Origin of the sequence: Lactiplantibacillus xiangfangensis (genome assembly GCF_001438845.1) — a bacterium.
GTDB classification, from domain to species: Bacteria; Bacillota; Bacilli; order Lactobacillales; family Lactobacillaceae; genus Lactiplantibacillus; species Lactiplantibacillus xiangfangensis.
Genome location: NZ_JQCL01000057.1, coordinates 343,293 through 359,698, shown reverse-complemented (window position 1 = coordinate 359,698; position 16,406 = coordinate 343,293). Strand labels below are relative to the sequence as shown.

At 45.6% G+C, this 16,406-nt stretch carries 10 protein-coding genes and 1 riboswitch; of the genes, 4 read left to right on the top strand and 6 right to left on the bottom strand.

From position 1 onward, the window contains the following. Positions 1 to 8 precede the first annotated feature (8 nt). Complete coding sequence (gene pth, locus IV64_RS07165) at positions 9 to 566, bottom strand: aminoacyl-tRNA hydrolase (RefSeq protein WP_057706578.1); 558 nt, start codon at positions 564 to 566, stop codon at positions 9 to 11. A gap of 316 nt (positions 567 to 882) precedes the next feature. Here pth and IV64_RS07160 point away from each other — a divergent pair, with 316 nt between their 5' ends. The 3 genes from IV64_RS07160 to cbpA all read left to right on the top strand — a co-directional run bounded on the left by IV64_RS07160 (position 883) and on the right by cbpA (position 4,892). Further along, on the top strand, positions 883 to 1,845 hold the full coding sequence (locus IV64_RS07160) for an L-lactate dehydrogenase (RefSeq protein ID WP_057706577.1): 963 nt from the start codon (positions 883 to 885) through the stop codon (positions 1,843 to 1,845). Positions 1,846 to 2,704: 859 nt separating this feature from the next. Then, positions 2,705 to 4,099 carry a L,D-transpeptidase family protein gene (locus tag IV64_RS07155; protein ID WP_057706576.1) on the top strand — a complete coding sequence of 465 codons (1,395 nt, stop codon included), beginning with the start codon at positions 2,705 to 2,707 and terminating at the stop codon, positions 4,097 to 4,099. Between the two features lie 154 nt (positions 4,100 to 4,253). Then, on the top strand, positions 4,254 to 4,892 hold the full coding sequence (gene cbpA / locus IV64_RS07150) for a cyclic di-AMP binding protein CbpA (RefSeq protein WP_057706575.1): 639 nt from the start codon (positions 4,254 to 4,256) through the stop codon (positions 4,890 to 4,892). Positions 4,893 to 4,971: 79 nt separating this feature from the next. Here cbpA and IV64_RS07145 read toward each other — a convergent pair whose 3' ends face one another. The 5 genes from IV64_RS07145 to cshA all read right to left on the bottom strand — a co-directional run bounded on the left by IV64_RS07145 (position 4,972) and on the right by cshA (position 9,688). Next, positions 4,972 to 5,478 (bottom strand): QueT transporter family protein, encoded by a 507-nt coding sequence (locus IV64_RS07145; RefSeq protein ID WP_057706574.1) that lies wholly within the window; start codon positions 5,476 to 5,478, stop codon positions 4,972 to 4,974. Positions 5,479 to 5,486: 8 nt separating this feature from the next. After that, positions 5,487 to 5,531: riboswitch (PreQ1 riboswitch) on the bottom strand. Between the two features lie 188 nt (positions 5,532 to 5,719). Then, the gene (locus IV64_RS07140; protein WP_057706573.1) at positions 5,720 to 6,112 is read right to left on the bottom strand and encodes a type II toxin-antitoxin system PemK/MazF family toxin; all 393 of its coding nucleotides are present in this window, start codon (positions 6,110 to 6,112) and stop codon (positions 5,720 to 5,722) included. 256 nt (positions 6,113 to 6,368) lie between these two features. Then, on the bottom strand, positions 6,369 to 7,496 hold the full coding sequence (gene alr, locus IV64_RS07135) for an alanine racemase (RefSeq protein WP_057706572.1): 1,128 nt from the start codon (positions 7,494 to 7,496) through the stop codon (positions 6,369 to 6,371). Beyond that, positions 7,496 to 7,858 carry a holo-ACP synthase gene (acpS, locus tag IV64_RS07130; protein ID WP_057706571.1) on the bottom strand — a complete coding sequence of 121 codons (363 nt, stop codon included), beginning with the start codon at positions 7,856 to 7,858 and terminating at the stop codon, positions 7,496 to 7,498. Before acpS ends, alr begins: the two co-directional genes overlap by 1 nt. Before the next feature lie 240 nt (positions 7,859 to 8,098). Next, complete coding sequence (gene cshA, locus IV64_RS07125; RefSeq protein WP_057706570.1) at positions 8,099 to 9,688, bottom strand: degradosome RNA helicase CshA; 1,590 nt, start codon at positions 9,686 to 9,688, stop codon at positions 8,099 to 8,101. 1,128 nt (positions 9,689 to 10,816) lie between these two features. Between cshA and IV64_RS07120 the strand changes: the two genes are divergently transcribed. After that, the gene (locus IV64_RS07120) at positions 10,817 to 16,198 is read left to right on the top strand and encodes a BspA family leucine-rich repeat surface protein (RefSeq protein ID WP_057706569.1); all 5,382 of its coding nucleotides are present in this window, start codon (positions 10,817 to 10,819) and stop codon (positions 16,196 to 16,198) included. The last annotated feature ends 208 nt before the right edge of the window (positions 16,199 to 16,406 follow it).

Sequence of the window (16,406 nt, the reverse complement as noted above, 5' to 3'; positions counted from 1 at the left end):
CCCCCTGTTTAGTTATATTGATTCATGACCGCCGCAAAATCATCCGTCGTTAACCACGCTTCGATGGCGGCCACCGCCGTAATCTTAGCATCGTTAAAGTCCGCTAACTGTGCGGGTGAAAATTTTCCGAGCACGTAATCGACCACACTCATTTTTTCAGGGTGATCAATCCCGACCTTGACCCGTTTAAACTTGGGATCGCCAACGTGACTAATAATGCTCTTAATTCCGTTATGACCACCGGCCGAGCCCTTTTGCTTCAAGCGAACTTTGCCTAAGGGTAAATCCAAATCATCATGAATGACCAATAGATCTGCCGGGGCGACGTTGTAATAACTCATCAACGGCCCCACTGCTCGCCCAGATTCGTTCATATACGTGGACGGTTTGACCAGCATGAGTTTTTCGCCATCTTTAAAAACGGTCGCTACTTCAGCTTCAAACTTACTCGTCTGAAATTCCGCATTGAGCCGCTGCGCTAAATCATCGACTACCATGAAGCCTACATTATGCCGCGTCTTTGCATACTTACTACCAATATTGCCTAATCCTACGATCATTTTCATACTTATATAGAACTCCCGTTATCTTTTGACATACCAAACAGGCCGAATCGGGACTTACCCTGATTCGGCGACCTGCCTGCTACTTATTTCAACTCAATATTATGCGTGATGACCACCTAAACTCACGGTTATTTTCATAGGGGCCATTTAGTGCAATTAGTATAACACAATCAATTAGTGAACGCCCGTCAAACGTACGCTTTGCAACCGCTAACAATTTCATTAAAAGCACATCAAAATTAGAGACTTGTGATTGTTAAACATGGTATAATCTAATCGTAAAAACCAAATTTTTATTACGAGAGGATGACTTATTTTGTCAAGCATGCCAAATCATCAAAAAGTTGTGTTAGTCGGCGACGGCGCCGTTGGTTCCAGTTACGCTTTTGCCATGGCACAACAAGGAATTGCTGAAGAATTTGTAATTGTCGATGTCGTCAAGGATCGTACCAAGGGTGACGCCCTTGACCTTGAAGACGCCCAGGCTTTCACCGCTCCCAAGAAAATCTACTCCGGTGAATATGCAGATTGCAAAGACGCCGACCTAGTTGTGATTACCGCTGGTGCACCACAAAAACCAGGGGAATCACGTTTGGATTTAGTTAACAAGAACTTAAACATTCTGTCCTCAATTGTAAAACCAGTTGTTGACTCCGGTTTCGACGGGATCTTCTTAGTTGCCGCTAACCCAGTTGACATTTTGACTTACGCTACTTGGAAATTCTCTGGATTCCCTAAGGAACGCGTTATTGGTTCCGGGACTTCCTTAGACTCATCACGTCTCCGGGTTGCTTTAGGTAAACAATTCGACGTTGACCCTCGTTCCGTTGATGCCTACATCATGGGTGAACACGGTGATTCCGAATTCGCTGCTTACTCAACTGCAACAATCGGGACCCGCCCAGTTAGAGACATCGCTAAGGAACAAGGCGTTTCCGATGAAGACTTGGCCAAATTAGAAGATGGCGTTCGTAACAAAGCTTACGACATCATCAACTTAAAAGGCGCAACCTTCTATGGAATTGGGACCGCGTTAATGCGGATTTCGAAAGCCATCCTTCGTGACGAAAATGCCATTTTACCTGTTGGCGCCTACATGGACGGCCAATATGGTTTAAACGATATTTACATCGGTACACCGGCCGTTATTGGTGGCACTGGTCTGAAGAAGATCATCGAATCACCACTTTCAGCTGATGAATTAAAGAAAATGCAAGACTCCGCTGCAACCTTGAAGAAGGTTTTGACGGACGGCTTAGCTGCACTCGAAAATAAATAGTTTTAAATTACAGGGAACTCGGCATTGCGCCGGGTTCTTTTTTAGTCTAAAGGTTCAAAGATCAAAAATTATCATCATCGCCGTAACACAAATACTATTTATCCTTAAATTGACCGCTCCGTCGGGTAGAATTGGATGCTATGGGGGACGGCCCCAGCCACACTGCGGTCTGCGACCTCGATTCAAAGCCGACAAATCACGTCTTTGAATCGCCCCGCAAGATTAGTGTAAAAAACACACTAATCTTGCCGACATAGCACACCAACTCTACCCGACTCCGCTAAAAATAGTTTTACTATTGTTATTGATATCAGACCATCGGAGGTCGCCACTAATGACATCGGTCGTGACGGTGGTGTTTGACCGGTGATTTTCCGGTCTTAAACCACGGACGGTCCGTAATAATTGTGCTTTTTGCAATTATTACGGGCGAGGGACTAGACCGCTCCCTAGGCTAGGCCCGGTCCCACGACCGCATGTTATCAGTGGCAACCGGAATAGGTACCAAGTAGCTAATTCCCAAATTCACCCCCTAGCCTTTCACTTTCACTAATTTCACACAGATCAATCACTCCCATAACCTCTAGTAACCATAATTCTTGGATCATGGATTGGCCCTCGTTCCCGTCTACTTTAAATTAAAATAGTTATACTAGAACCGTTTCATACTACAGTTATTAACCTAAGTTGACTGTGTCTCATAGTCTCAATTAATTTATGTCTAATTTACTAGTAGTTTGTGCGTTATTTGGGGTTTCACCTCTCTTATACCGGCCTTAGCGTTTGCACTTCTAGTGATTCTGTTATAAGGTGAAAATATTACAAACCAATTACAAACCAAATGGAGGCCAACATTATTATGAAGCACAAACGCGGGCTCATCATTGGTGGCAGTATTCTCGGCGTCCTCGCCGTGGCATACATTGCGACCAGCCTGATTTGGCAAAACCAGCATACCTTTTTACCAAATACCGAAGTTGCTGGCATTGACATCAGTGGAAAAACCGCTGCTCAGGCCGCACCCCAAGTGAATCACGCTTTAGATCACCGAACTTACCACGTCATTGAAAACGGACAAACCCAGTACGCTTTTACGAGTAAATCAGCTGGTATTTCAATTAATACCAACCAAGAACTTAGTAAGTTAATTTCACATCAAAACTACTGGCGCTGGCCAGTTTCATTGATTGCTTCTGCACAAGCCGACGATGACACCACGGTTGGTGACGTAACAATTGCTAAGTCTGATCTTCAGACGTTGCTTAAAAACATCACGTCTAAAGCCAACCAAACTAAACGGACTAAAACTGAAAACGCTAAGTTAGTTTATAAAAATAACGCCGTTGCCATTCAAAAAGAAGTCCAAGGAACCGAGTTAAGTCAGGCCCGACTAAAAACGCTCGTCACCAAATCACTCAGTGAAGGTAAGAGCCAGATTAGTCTGAAAGACGCCTACGTGGCTCCCACGGTTAAGAGCACGAGTACCAGCTTGAAGACCGCCCAAGGTAAGGCGCAAAAATACGCTACCGAAACGGCCACGTACCATATCAATGGTCATAAATTCAACATTCCGCACGATACCATTTTGAGTTGGATTCAAGCTGACCATCAGGGTAACATCAAGTTGAACCAAACGGCCGTTGAAAGTTATGTTAAGCAACTTAACGATAAGTACCATACTTATCACACGACCCGGACGTTTAAGAGTACGAGCCGCGGAACGGTCAAAGTCAGTGGCGGTTTCTACGGTTGGAGCATTAAAACGGCCGCTGAAGCCAAAGCCCTCTCCAAAGAAGTTCTTGCAGGTAAGGACTTTACCCGCTCGCCAATAATTAACGGTTCCGGTTATAACAAAAAAGGAACCGACATCGGTAACACCTACATCGAAGTTGACAAGGTCAACCAGCACATGTGGGTCTACGTTGATGGTAAAGTGAAAGTTTCAACCGACGTCGTTACTGGGAAACCCGGCAAGCACGAAACCACTACCGGGGTCTGGGACGTCTGGAGCAAACAACACAACGCCACGCTGCGAGGCGACAATGACAATGGTTCCAGCTACACCCAACCAGTTTCTTACTGGATGCCATTTGACGACACTGGCGAAGGGATTCATGACTCACCATGGCAACCCCGTTACGGTGGCACCTGGTACAAGACGCACGGTTCTCACGGTTGTGTGAATACCCCACCGACCGTCATGGCCAAAGTCTTCGCGGCAGTGCCAACCGGTACCCCCGTCGTCGTTTTCTAATTTAAATTTAATTTAACAAAAGTCAGCCCAAGTCCATTGGGCTGGCTTTTTTGCTGATAATCGACGTCAAATCAGCGTGGATTGATACAACTTAGAACGGGTTTTATGGTATCATTTATTAAAACAAACTAATAAATCTGGGGGATCATCCGTTATGTTATTAAAAACTCTCGTTAAACCTAAAGAACGTTTAACTACGGTCACTGCCGATTCGACCTTGGAAGAAGCCTTACAAGTTCTCGAAGATTCCGGTTTCCGCTGTGTACCGATCCTCGATGAAACCGGCCATATTTTCCGCGGTAACATCTATAAAATGCACATCTACCGTCACAAGTCGCGTGGTGGCGACATGTCTTTACCAGTAACTTCACTGTTAAAGAACGCGACTAAAACGATTCAAGTCGACTCTGCTTTTTATAACGTCTTCTTCTCGATCAAGGATTTACCTTACATCGCTGTTTTAGACGAACATGGCTACTTCTATGGTATTTTGACACATACCCGCTTACTGGACATGTTGTCACAATCTTGGAACGTGAACGTCGGCAGTTACGTTTTGACCGTCGTTTCAATCGGCGAACGTGGTGACTTGGCCGCCATGGCTAAGATCATCACGAAGTACACGTCAATTGCCGGTTGTTTGACTCTTGACGTTCAAAACGGCACGCTGGGCCACCGGACGCTGTTCACCTTACCAGAAAACGTGGACACCGAGAAACTCAAGCGCATCACGGATAACTTAAACCGTAAACAGTTTAAAGTCATCGAAGTTGAAGATCTCCAAGCTGAATAACAGTTAAAAAGGCAGTCCCTGAAATGGATTTTTCCATCAAGGGACTGCCTTTTTTAAACTTAATTTCTAAAATTTACTATTAACTAATGCGATCACTAAAGTGGAGTACCCGGTCAAGACCGTACATAATCGGTGCGGTCACCGTCATAATGATCAGTTCTGAAATTGCCGTGGTCAAGTAGGTCGGCCAGAATGCCACGCCGCTACTCATCATTGTAATCATGAGCGCAATCATGAACATGGAGACTGTGAACAGAAGCACGTTTAAGACCATCCGTTGCCAGACGGTTTTCAGCTTAGGCGCAAGCCAAGTCAAAACGAGCAAAGCAAGTAAGGACTGACCCCCACCAAACAAGACGTTAAGTAAACTGGCACCCGGGCCAAACGCGTCGAATAAAATTACACCAGCGACAATACCCCAGATATATTTGCGATTAAAGACGGCCAAGTGGTTCAAGCCTTCAGATACCCGAAACTGAATCGCACCCGAAGCTAAACTGAACGCCGCCGGGCCGAGACATAAAACAACGTACATCGCAGCCACCAGGGCGTTAATGATCCACGGTCGAATCTTCGATTGAGTCATGTTAATAATTCCTCCTAGTTTTTTTACGTGGGATGGTTACGAACCACGTATTAAAAATGCAAAACGGGTTTCATCGTAGCACGGGAGTCACGGGACCGCAAGCTTGATTTCAGATTACTTAGCCGCTAAAAAAGAACGTGCGCCCTTATTATAAAGGCACACGTTCTTTTGCATTGCTTACCCATCACGGTTCACACCGCGCTGGGTCAATTATGTAAACTGACTAATTCCCGTCAATCAACTATGGTTGTAAGGTGCGTTGTGAATGACGTTTTGTCCGATCAGCAAGTCCAATACTAATCTGTAGCGCGTTATCAACCCGCCGCATCGTCTGATCATCTAAGTGCGTCACGCGATCCTTCAACCGCTGTTTATCAATGGTACGAACTTGTTCTAACAGCACCACTGAATTCTTTTCAATTCCTGTATGAGCAGCGTTGATGTTCACATGTGTCGGCATCTTAGCCTTTTGGACCTTGGCAGTAATCGCGGCAACAATGACGGTCGGGCTATAATGGTTCCCCACGTTGTTTTGCACGATTAACACCGGACGCATGCCGCCCTGTTCGGACCCCACAACGGGTGACAAATCTGCATAGAAAATATCACCCCGCTTAATATCAGCTGCGGCCATCGCCTCATCTCCCTTTATACTGACACCCATAGTTACTCACAGTACCCCATTGTAACTTTGATTATGACTATTCTTGCTACTCATGATAGCATGAATTCTTCACTTTTAGCAACCGTTTACTAACTTTGGCTAATCAGTTGATTATTAACCCAGTTCAGTTTAGCGCCATCTGCATAAAATAGTCCCGCTCATCACATGATGTGATTTGCGGGACCATTTAATCATCATAATACCTCAACGTTACTTTTCATCAAAATTAATCTACGTATACTCGTGGCAACCGCGGTGCTAATCCACACGCAATTTCATAGTGGATCGTACCACAATAATCCGCAATATCTTGTAACGTAATGGTCTGGTCACCATCCGTGCCGACCAACGTTACTTGCGTCCCAACCGGAACTTCGTGCGGCAAGCGCACCATCATTTGATCCATGCAGACCCGGCCGACGATCTCACAAACCTGACCGTCAACTAACACGTGAAAGCCTTGTAAGCGTCGTTCATAGCCGTCCGCATAACCAATTGGGACAGTTCCAATCCACTCATCTTCCGCCGCAGTATAAGTGGCACCGTAGCTAATCGACTTGCCCTTAGCTAGTTTCTTAACGAAAGAAAGTTGCGCCGTCAAAGATAGTGCTGGCTGTAAGTCGTACGGCGCACTAAGTTCCTGCCCCGACGGATTTAAGCCGTACAGCGCGACGCCAAACCGCACCACGTTTCCGTTGCAGGCTTGGTGCCACAAGCTAGTCGCCGAGTTTGACACGTGGACGTACCGGGGAAGCTCATCGACCGCTGCAATTAACGTCTTCCAGTTGTTCAACTGGTGCGTAAAGTAGGTGTCGTCGGCTTGATCCGCAGTCGCAAAGTGCGTAAAGATGCCTTCAAAATCAAACGGTGTGTTAGTTTGGTTTAACGTCGTCACTGCCGCAGCTAATTCAGTAGGTGTCTGGAACCCGATTCGGCCCATACCCGTATCAAGCGCCAAGTGGACATGCAGTGGTGTGGTAACGTCATTGGCTGCCAAAATTGTTGTAGCGGTGTCCAGCCAGTCTTGCGTCCCAACCGCTACCGAAATATCTTTTTCGGCAATTAAAGGCGCGTATTCTGGTTCCGTTATGCCAAGTACTAAAATTGGTTCCGTTATGCCAGCTGCCCGTAAAGCTAACGCTTCATCTAAAATTGCCACGCAAAACCCAGTTGCACCCGCTTGTTTTGCTGCTTGTGCGACCTGGATAATGCCGTGACCATACCCGTTAGCCTTTACAACGGCCCAAAGTTCAGTCAACGGATCTTTACGATCCATCTCCGCTTTAATATTATTTTTGATTGCCTGCAAGTCAACTTTAACTTGTGTGTGGCGGTGTTCCCCAATTACAACCATCACATTTTGCCTCTTTCCAATATAACTTGTGTCATCACGAGCTGGTCCGTATGGGAAATCGATACCCACGCCGGACCGGTAAAGGGATGACGCGTAATTTCCGGTTTGCCCGCTTCATTATCCAAAATTTCAATATCTTGAAAACCGACCGCGGCACCAATTCCAGTTCCAAAAGCTTTACTATAAGATTCCTTGGCGGAAAAACGGCCCGCTAAAAATTCAATTCGTCGTTTTGACCCATAGCGGTTATAAACCACCAATTCCGCTGGAGTCAGGACTTTTTCAGGAAGTTTAAGTCCCGCATCCACGATTTTTTGAATACGTCCAATCTCCGTCAGATCAATTCCGGTTCCGTAAATCATCTCCGCTGCCGCCTTTCAAAACCAACAATTACGCTTGATGTTTCCAATTTACCACAGCTACGGGAACGATAAAAGGTTAAACCGCACGCAATCTTTTCACGTTGTCATGAAGGTTCTTCTGCTTAGACTGATACAACTTGATTCTATCATCATAGCCAAACAAAAAAGCCGAGCAAACGCTCGACTTTTTTTAAATCATCCGTCAGTAACGACGTTAATTTGTTATTTGAATGCTTAAACCTAATCGTTCGTTCGAATCGTGTAGCTCCGCTTGCTGCTTTGCCTACGACCGTCATCATGATTACGGTTGTTGCTTCGGTTATCATCGCGTGAACGACCCTTGTAGCCGCCACTCTTATGATCACCACGACCATGACCGCCACGATCACGATCACTGTTCCGACCATTATGTGAGTAGCCGCCACGGCCACCACCACGGTTGCTGTTACGATTACGGTTACCACGGTAACCACCGCCACCACGACGGTTGTTGCCACCACCCTTATGACGAGGTAATGGCCGTTCTGGCGTAATCTTAACTGGTACTGCAGTGGAGTCATCCTTGGTTAAGTCATTTAATAATGCCGCAACCAAGTCAGTTGCATCGTACTTCTTTAATAGTTCTGCGGCTTGTTCCGCATACTTATCAGTAGAAGTCTTTGCAACCAACGCCCCAACACTAGCTTCAGCAGCTGCTAATTGGCCAGAGAAAGCCTCTTCTTCTGTTGGTGGCTTCAATGGTAACATCCGCTTCTTGGTCAACTTTTCGATGACCCGGAGGTATTCCATTTCGTTTGGCGTTACAAAGGTTAAGGAAACCCCTTTATGTCCGGCACGGCCAGTACGGCCAACACGATGAACATAACTGTCTGGATCCTGTGGAATATCATAGTTGTAAACGTGGGTCACACCAGAAACATCAAGTCCCCGGGCAGCCACATCGGTTGCAACTAAGATATCCAATTTACCAGCTTTGAATTGACGCATGATTTGCGTCCGTCGTTGTTGGCTCAAGTCACCATGAATCCCAGCGGCGTTGTAGCCACGAGCTTCAAGGCCTTTTGACAATTCGTCAACCCGGCGCTTCGTCCGACCAAAGACAATGGTTAATTCAGGTGCCTGAACATCGAATAGCCGTGTCATGATATCGAACTTTTCAAATTCTTTTGCTTTAACGTAGTATTGATCAACTGTATCAGCGGTCAATTCTTTTGCTTTAATTTTTACATGGTGTGGTTCGTGCATGAACTGAACACCGATGCGTTTGATTTCAGGCGGCATCGTTGCTGAGAAGAGCATTGTTTGCCGTTCTGAAGGGACTTGTTTGATAATTGATTCAATATCATCCAAGAATCCCATGTCTAACATTTCATCGGCTTCATCTAAGACCAACATCTTAACATGGTCCAACTTGACCGTGCCGCGACGAATGTGATCTAATAAACGACCTGGCGTCCCAACAATAACTTGTGGGTGTTGCTTCAGGTTTCTGATTTGACGACGGATGTCAGAACCGCCGTAGACGACTTGAACTTTTGCCCGTTCGTCTTTACCCAAACGAAAGACTTCTTCTTGGGTTTGAATCGCTAATTCACGCGTTGGTGAAATAACTAAGGCTTGAATGTTAGGATTGTCAAAATCCAAACGTTGTAAGATTGGCAATGCAAACGCGGCGGTTTTACCAGTACCGGTTTGTGCTTGGCCAATCACGTCTTTCCCATCAAGCACCATTGGAATGGTTTCTGCTTGGATTGGGGTGGCTTCTTCGTAGCCTGCTCGAGTAACTGCTTTAAGTAGGCTATCGGATAAGCCTAGTTCTTTAAACTTCAAATATGTTTCCTCCTAAGGATGACACCATGGGATTACTGACAGCTAGGAAAAAATCCGTTCCCCGTAAGGCGCTATCATGCAAGCCAACGGTCTGACTTTCAAATGGTACAACTGAATTATCATACACCGGTTACTATGAATAAGCAAGAAAGACACTTGGCACAAATCCCGCACAGTCATCAACTTCCCCGCCACTACTAGGATTCTAAATGAAAATAAATATTGAAAATTGATGCTATTCTTTCATTTTGAATTGCGAGCAAATTCATTTACAGGCTGTCATCCCTGAATATCGCCATTGCATTCCGACACATAACCAACTAGTTAGTCATGCACTAATTTTACGACTAACTAGTTGGGCCGATCCAAAACTACCTATTATAATGACCTCCCCTTTAAAATCTTAAATTTATCACCACTATCACTAAAATTTCGATTGTCGATTTGGCTCTAATCTGAATAAATCATCGTTTAACGTTAGTGACCTTTATTAACAAGGCTAAAAAATAAAAAAAATTTGCTTGCGTTCAAAATAATTGGCATAAGCAAAACATTAGTTAGTCAGCCAAAATATCCCCAATTTGTTCATCCGACTAACTCGGTTTTATATGATAACTAAATGTTTAGAAAATTAGAAGTTTATGAAAGCGTTTTCTATTGACTTTTAGGAACTCCGCCACGCTATATTCTGATGCAATCAGTTTGTCTACAAGCCACCGATACAATCATTTTAATTAATTAAAATCAGTATAATTAATTAATTGTCCGAAAAATATAACAATCAGGTGTTATCAAAATCGTTAATAATAATTTTTTATATTGCCTTCAATTCATTGATGTATCAGTGATTACACGGACTAGATTAACTATTTACAAATAAATTTATTGATATAGAATACAACTTATCGATAGTTAAGCACCAAAATATAACATGACGTTTAGCGTTACGGCTCACACGCTTAGTAAACTGACAAAGTCGATCTATTGCAACAAACTGTCTTAATCAGTTTATTAACACACTTACCGTATCGCTTAACCGACCGTGCTTAGCTAAAAACACAATCGACTAATACTACTCACCCCATCTAAAACCGCTGTGAGTGGCGTGCGAAAGGAATGTTTATAATCATGGCTCATTCTACAGATCAAAAAACGCATTACAAGATGTACAAGAAAGGCCGTTTCTGGGTCTTTGCCGGTATTACCGCCTTTACTTGGCAACTAAATGCGATCAACGTTCACGCAGATACCGTTACGCCTGCCACGGTAACCACTAATCAGGTGACTCCCGCAGCTATTAGTAGTGAAGCTACGATTTCATCCGCAACCACGACTGAGAAAACCGCTGAAACAAAGACTGACCAGGCAGCTACTAAGTCTGAGGATACTAAGACTGAACCGGTGACGGTCAAGACTGACGATGGCGTCAGCGGTGATCAAGTCACAACTAAAACTGACGACAAAATCACTACACCAAGCACCGATACTAAGACTGAACAACCCACTGATCCAGCCGTGAAAAAAGACGATCAAGGTACGACTGGTGACGTCAAGCAGACCACAACGGAGGCTCCTACTACTACGGATGTTTCTACTACTACGGAAACACCTGCTTCTAATGGTGAAAACAACACCTCAACAGAAACCGACCAACCCGTTGACGACACAACTACCAACACTACTACTGACACGACCAATCAAGGCCAATCTGAAAATACAGTCTCTGATAATCAATTTGGAACCGATAATAATGTTACCGGTTCCACGGAAACTGACACAACCACTGACGCCAATCAGACCGTAACGGACTCAACGACCGTTGACGATCCAGTTGCACCGGATCTGATTGAGGAGTCACCAGTCGCCGATGCGACAACTGATGCGTTAACCAGCAAAACAACGACTCCCGCACCAACTGCAAAGAAAAAGGCCGCAACCCTTGCTAGAGCTGCCGTAAAGGCGGATATTGCTACTGGAAATTACGGTAACAGTGCCTGGCGAATCGATAGTAACGGCGTCTTGCACATCAGTGGCGGAACGTTCGCTAACACCGCTGGTAAAAATCCATGGGCTGCTTACGCCAAGGATATCAAGGAGATTGTTTTTGAAGACACGGTCAACGGTGCCTCCGATTCATCCGGACTATTCCGTGATTTAGGTAGTTTAACAACCGTCACTAATGCCAATAACTTTAAGACGACCCAAGTCAAAAACATGCTGTCAATGTTTGCCAATGATTCCGCGTTGACCACGCTTGACGTCTCTCAATGGGACACGAGCAACGTCACCAACATGGGGGCCCTGTTCTGGAACGCTTCATCGCTTAAAACCCTTGATGTCAGCAATTGGCAAACCGGAAACGTCACTAACATGGGATCGCTGTTTGATTCGACGTCTTCACTGACGACTCTCGATCTAAGCAAATGGGACACCAGCAAGGTCACCAACATGGACAGCCTGTTTTACCATGACACTGGATTAGTCTCGATTAGCTTTGCAAATTGGAACACGGGCAACGTCACTAGTATGCGTAGCGTCTTTTCTGGTAATACGGCCCTCAAGACCATTGACGTCAGCAACTGGAACATGAGCAACGTCACCGACATTGCCTTTATGTTTGCAAACACAACTAGTCTGGTCAACCTCAACGTCAGTGGTTGGAATACTGGTAAAGTCACCAACATGAATAACCTCTTTGCCGGTGATAAAGCACTCGCCAACATCGATGTCAGTGGTTGGAACACTGGTAACGTGACTAACATGGGATTCGCCTTTTACAATACCCAGTTCACCCAGTTAGACGTCTCCAAATGGGATACCAGCAAAGTGACGACGATGGTAGACATGTTCTACGGCAATTCCAAGTTAACATCGTTAGCCGTTGCCAACTGGGATACCAGTAAAGTCACTAACATGAGTTTCATGTTTTACGGTGCAACTAAGCTGGCCACTTTAGACGTATCCAAGTGGAAGACCGGCAACGTCACCACCATGCGCGCTATGTTCAACAATGCAAACGCTTTGAAAACGTTAAACGTTGCCAACTGGGATACCAGTAAGGTCACTGACATGAGCTATATGTTCAACAACGCATGGGTATTAAACGGACTAGATGTTTCCAACTGGGACACTTCTAACGTCACCACCATGCAAACGATGTTTAACTGTGATGAAGCGCTGACTAACTTAGATACCAGCAAATGGGACACCAGCAAAGTCACTAATATGAGCTACATGTTTTACGGCACCAACGTTTTGAAAACCCTAGACGTTTCTAACTGGGACACCAGTCAGGTTACCGATATGAGCTACATGTTCAACAGTGCGTGGGCGTTATCCGGCCTAAACGTTTCTAACTGGAACACTGGTAACGTCACCAACATGCAAAACATGTTTGCTTACAACGAAGCACTGACCACCTTAGATACTAGCAAATGGGACACCAGCAAAGTCACTAATATGAGCGGCATGTTTATCGGCGACTTTAACCTAAAGACCCTAGACGTTTCTAACTGGGATACTTCCAACGTGACGACCATGCTCTCGATGTTCAATGGCGACGCCGCGTTAACTACCGTGGATGTCTCCAAGTGGGATACTAGTAAGGTCACTAACATGAGCTACATGTTCTACGTGACAAACGCTTTAACGTCCTTAAACGTTTCTAACTGGGACACGAGCAACGTTACTGATATGAGTTTCATGTTCAACAGTTCCTGGCTCTTAAATGGCCTGGACGTTGCCAACTGGAATACCAGTAAAGTCACCAACATGCAAAACATGTTCGCTTATAATGAAGCGCTGACCACCTTAGATACTAGCAAATGGGACACCAGCAACGTCACCAATATGAGTGCCATGTTCCTCGGCGACTTTAACCTAAAGACCCTGGACGTTTCTAACTGGAACACCGCCAACGTGACAACCATGTACAATATGTTCGACGGCGCCTCCGCATTAACTAAGCTCGACGTTTCCAAATGGGACACTGGCAAAGTCACCAACATGGGATTCATGTTCTGGGGAAACAAGAGCTTAGACACCCTTGATTTTTCTAACTGGGACATGAGTAACGTCACTACGACGGAAAGTATGCTCGTTAATACCAACTTATCTAAGATTATCTTAGGCGCTAAAAATAAATGGACTGCCGATACTGGTTTGCCAGACCTTACCGCGGATGACACCTATACCGGAAACTGGGTCAGCAACAATGGGAATACCGCTTCTTCTAGCGACCTGTTGACTAATAATGTCGCGGGCATTTACATCCACGAAAAAGTTAACAGTCAGAGTTCCTTAGAAACTAATGACAGTAACTTAGTCATCGGACCAAATACGACTTGGGACGTCAGTGACGGTTTCAGTGGGACCGATTACGACGGCAACCAATTAACACTCGATGACGTTACAGTCAGTGGCGATACCGTTGACCTGACTAAAGCTGGCGTCTACAAAGTCACCTACACTTACAAGGACGCTGCTGGTCAAACGTTCACTAAGACGGCCACCATCACGGTCACTAAGACAACGGCCGCCGTTGAAACGCCTGACCAAACCGTTGAGCTGGGCGATACTTGGAACGCAGCGGATCACTTTGACGGGGTCGATACAGATGGCTCAGCCGTTGACTTTAGTCGCGTGACCGTCAGCGGTGACAAGGTGGATACCAAGACACCGGGCACTTACACTGTTACCTATAGCTTTACTGACAGTGCCGGTAACGTGATTACCAAGAACGTTCAAATTGTTGTTTACGGGATTATCTTAAAAGAAACTAACAAGGAAATCTCAACGACCAGCACTTGGAACCCAGCCGCAAACGTTAATACCGCAATCAACCAAGCCGGTGACTCCTTAACTGGAAATGACTTGATCATCACCATTAAAGACGCCAATGGCAATACGGTCGCAAATCTGAACAAACCAGGCACTTACACCGTCACTTATACGTTTATCAGCCGGTCACGTTCCGCTGAAACTTACACCGTCACCGCAACGATTACGGTGACTAGCAAAGCTAACCTTGACCTAACCACGAACCAAGTCAACGTCATTGACGGCGGAAGCTTTGATGCTAAGGACTATTTCAAGAGCGGGACCGACGAAAATGGTGAGGCACTCAATTACGATCAAATCACCATCAGTGGCGATAAGGTAGACACTAGCAAGCCAGGCACTTACAACGTTATTTACACTTATCGTGATGGCGCCGGGAATGAAGTCTCCAAGACGTTGACCGTGACGGTGGCTGCTAACCAAGCCAACCTTGACGTCAACGATGGCACGATTCAACTTGGCGATAATTGGGATCCGGAAGCAAACTTTAACGGCGCCACCGATGCTGACGGCACGGCCGTTAACTTCAAGGACGTGACCGTTTCCGGAGATACCGTAAATACGAAGGTTCCTGGAATTTACAACGTCACTTACAGTTTTACTGACAGTACCGGCAAAGTTGTCACCCAAACGGTTAAAGTGGTGGTTTACGGAATCGTCTTGAATGAAACTAACAAAGAGATTTCAACCACCAGTGATTGGGATCCAGCAACCAACGTTCAAAAGGCAACGGACGGTAACGGGACGGAATTGACCGGTGGCGACCTCTCAATTACCATCACGGATCAAAACGGCAACGCTGTTACATCACTGAAACAGCCCGGAACCTACACCGTCACTTACAGTTTCCTCACTCGTACGGGTGAAAGCTATACGACTACGGCAACGGTAGTCGTTTCCAGCAAAGCTAGTCTTGACGTTAATGATTCTAACCTCACCGTTGGCGACAATTGGAATCCTAAAGACAACTTTGTCAGTGGAACGGATGAAAACGGAGACGCGCTAGACTTTAGCCACGTGACCGTTGACGGCACCGTTGATACAAAGACTCCTGGAACGTATCAAGTCACTTACAGCTACAAAGATGCTAGTGGCCATGAATTGACCAAGAACATTACCGTAACGGTTACGGCTAAGGATACGGGCGATGGTGATGGTGACAATGGTGACGGCGATAACAACAATGGTGGCGGTGACACTGACACTGGCGATAATAATAACGGTGGTGGTGATACCGATACCGGCGATAACAACAACGGTGGCGGTGACACTGATACCGGCGACAACAACAATGGCACCGGGAACAATAACAACGGTAGCGGTGATCACAATACCGGCAACAGTAACGGCAGTGGTAACACGACTGACGAAACTAGTGATGGCGATACCGTCAATAATGGTAACGGCGTTGCTAAAGATAAGAATCACAGCAATACCACGACGAGTCACGATGATGCAACGACTGCTAAATCCAAGACAGTCACACCAGCTGCTGCTCAAGTCAGCTTAAAGTCAGCTACTAAGCAGGCCGCAAGTAACCAAAACAACTTACCACAAACTGGTGAAACCACTGCGCGCAAAGCAGCGGTTACGTCGGGTGTCGTTCTCTTAGCACTAGGCGGATTACTCTTCGGCTTAGGCAAAGTCGCTTTGAAACGTCGTAAAGATTAAAGTTTTCAAATCGTAGCGAATTAATAACCGCCCCCAAATTCGTTACCCAAGTTGGCCACAATGATGCAATCATTGCATCGTTGTGGTCAACTTTTATTTTTCTGGACAACCGTTTCGGTCCCACGACCGCATGTCATCAGTGGCAACCGGACTAAAAAAGGGCTCAGATTGCGATTGACAATCTTAAGCCCTCTTACTTTGATATTAT

Bases quoted from the DNA above. Each gene is read 5' to 3' on its own strand.
- IV64_RS07140 (WP_057706573.1), bottom strand. From the start codon at position 6,112: ATGGCCGCAGCTGATATTAAGCGGGGTGATATTTTCTATGCAGATTTG.
- pth (WP_057706578.1), bottom strand. From the start codon at position 566: ATGAAAATGATCGTAGGATTAGGCAATATTGGTAGTAAGTATGCAAAG.
- IV64_RS07120 (WP_057706569.1), top strand. From the start codon at position 10,817: ATGGCTCATTCTACAGATCAAAAAACGCATTACAAGATGTACAAGAAA.
- acpS (WP_057706571.1), bottom strand. From the start codon at position 7,858: ATGATTTACGGAACCGGAATTGATCTGACGGAGATTGGACGTATTCAA.
- IV64_RS07145 (WP_057706574.1), bottom strand. From the start codon at position 5,478: ATGACTCAATCGAAGATTCGACCGTGGATCATTAACGCCCTGGTGGCT.
- alr (WP_057706572.1), bottom strand. From the start codon at position 7,496: ATGGTTGTAATTGGGGAACACCGCCACACACAAGTTAAAGTTGACTTG.
- IV64_RS07155 (WP_057706576.1), top strand. From the start codon at position 2,705: ATGAAGCACAAACGCGGGCTCATCATTGGTGGCAGTATTCTCGGCGTC.
- cbpA (WP_057706575.1), top strand. From the start codon at position 4,254: ATGTTATTAAAAACTCTCGTTAAACCTAAAGAACGTTTAACTACGGTC.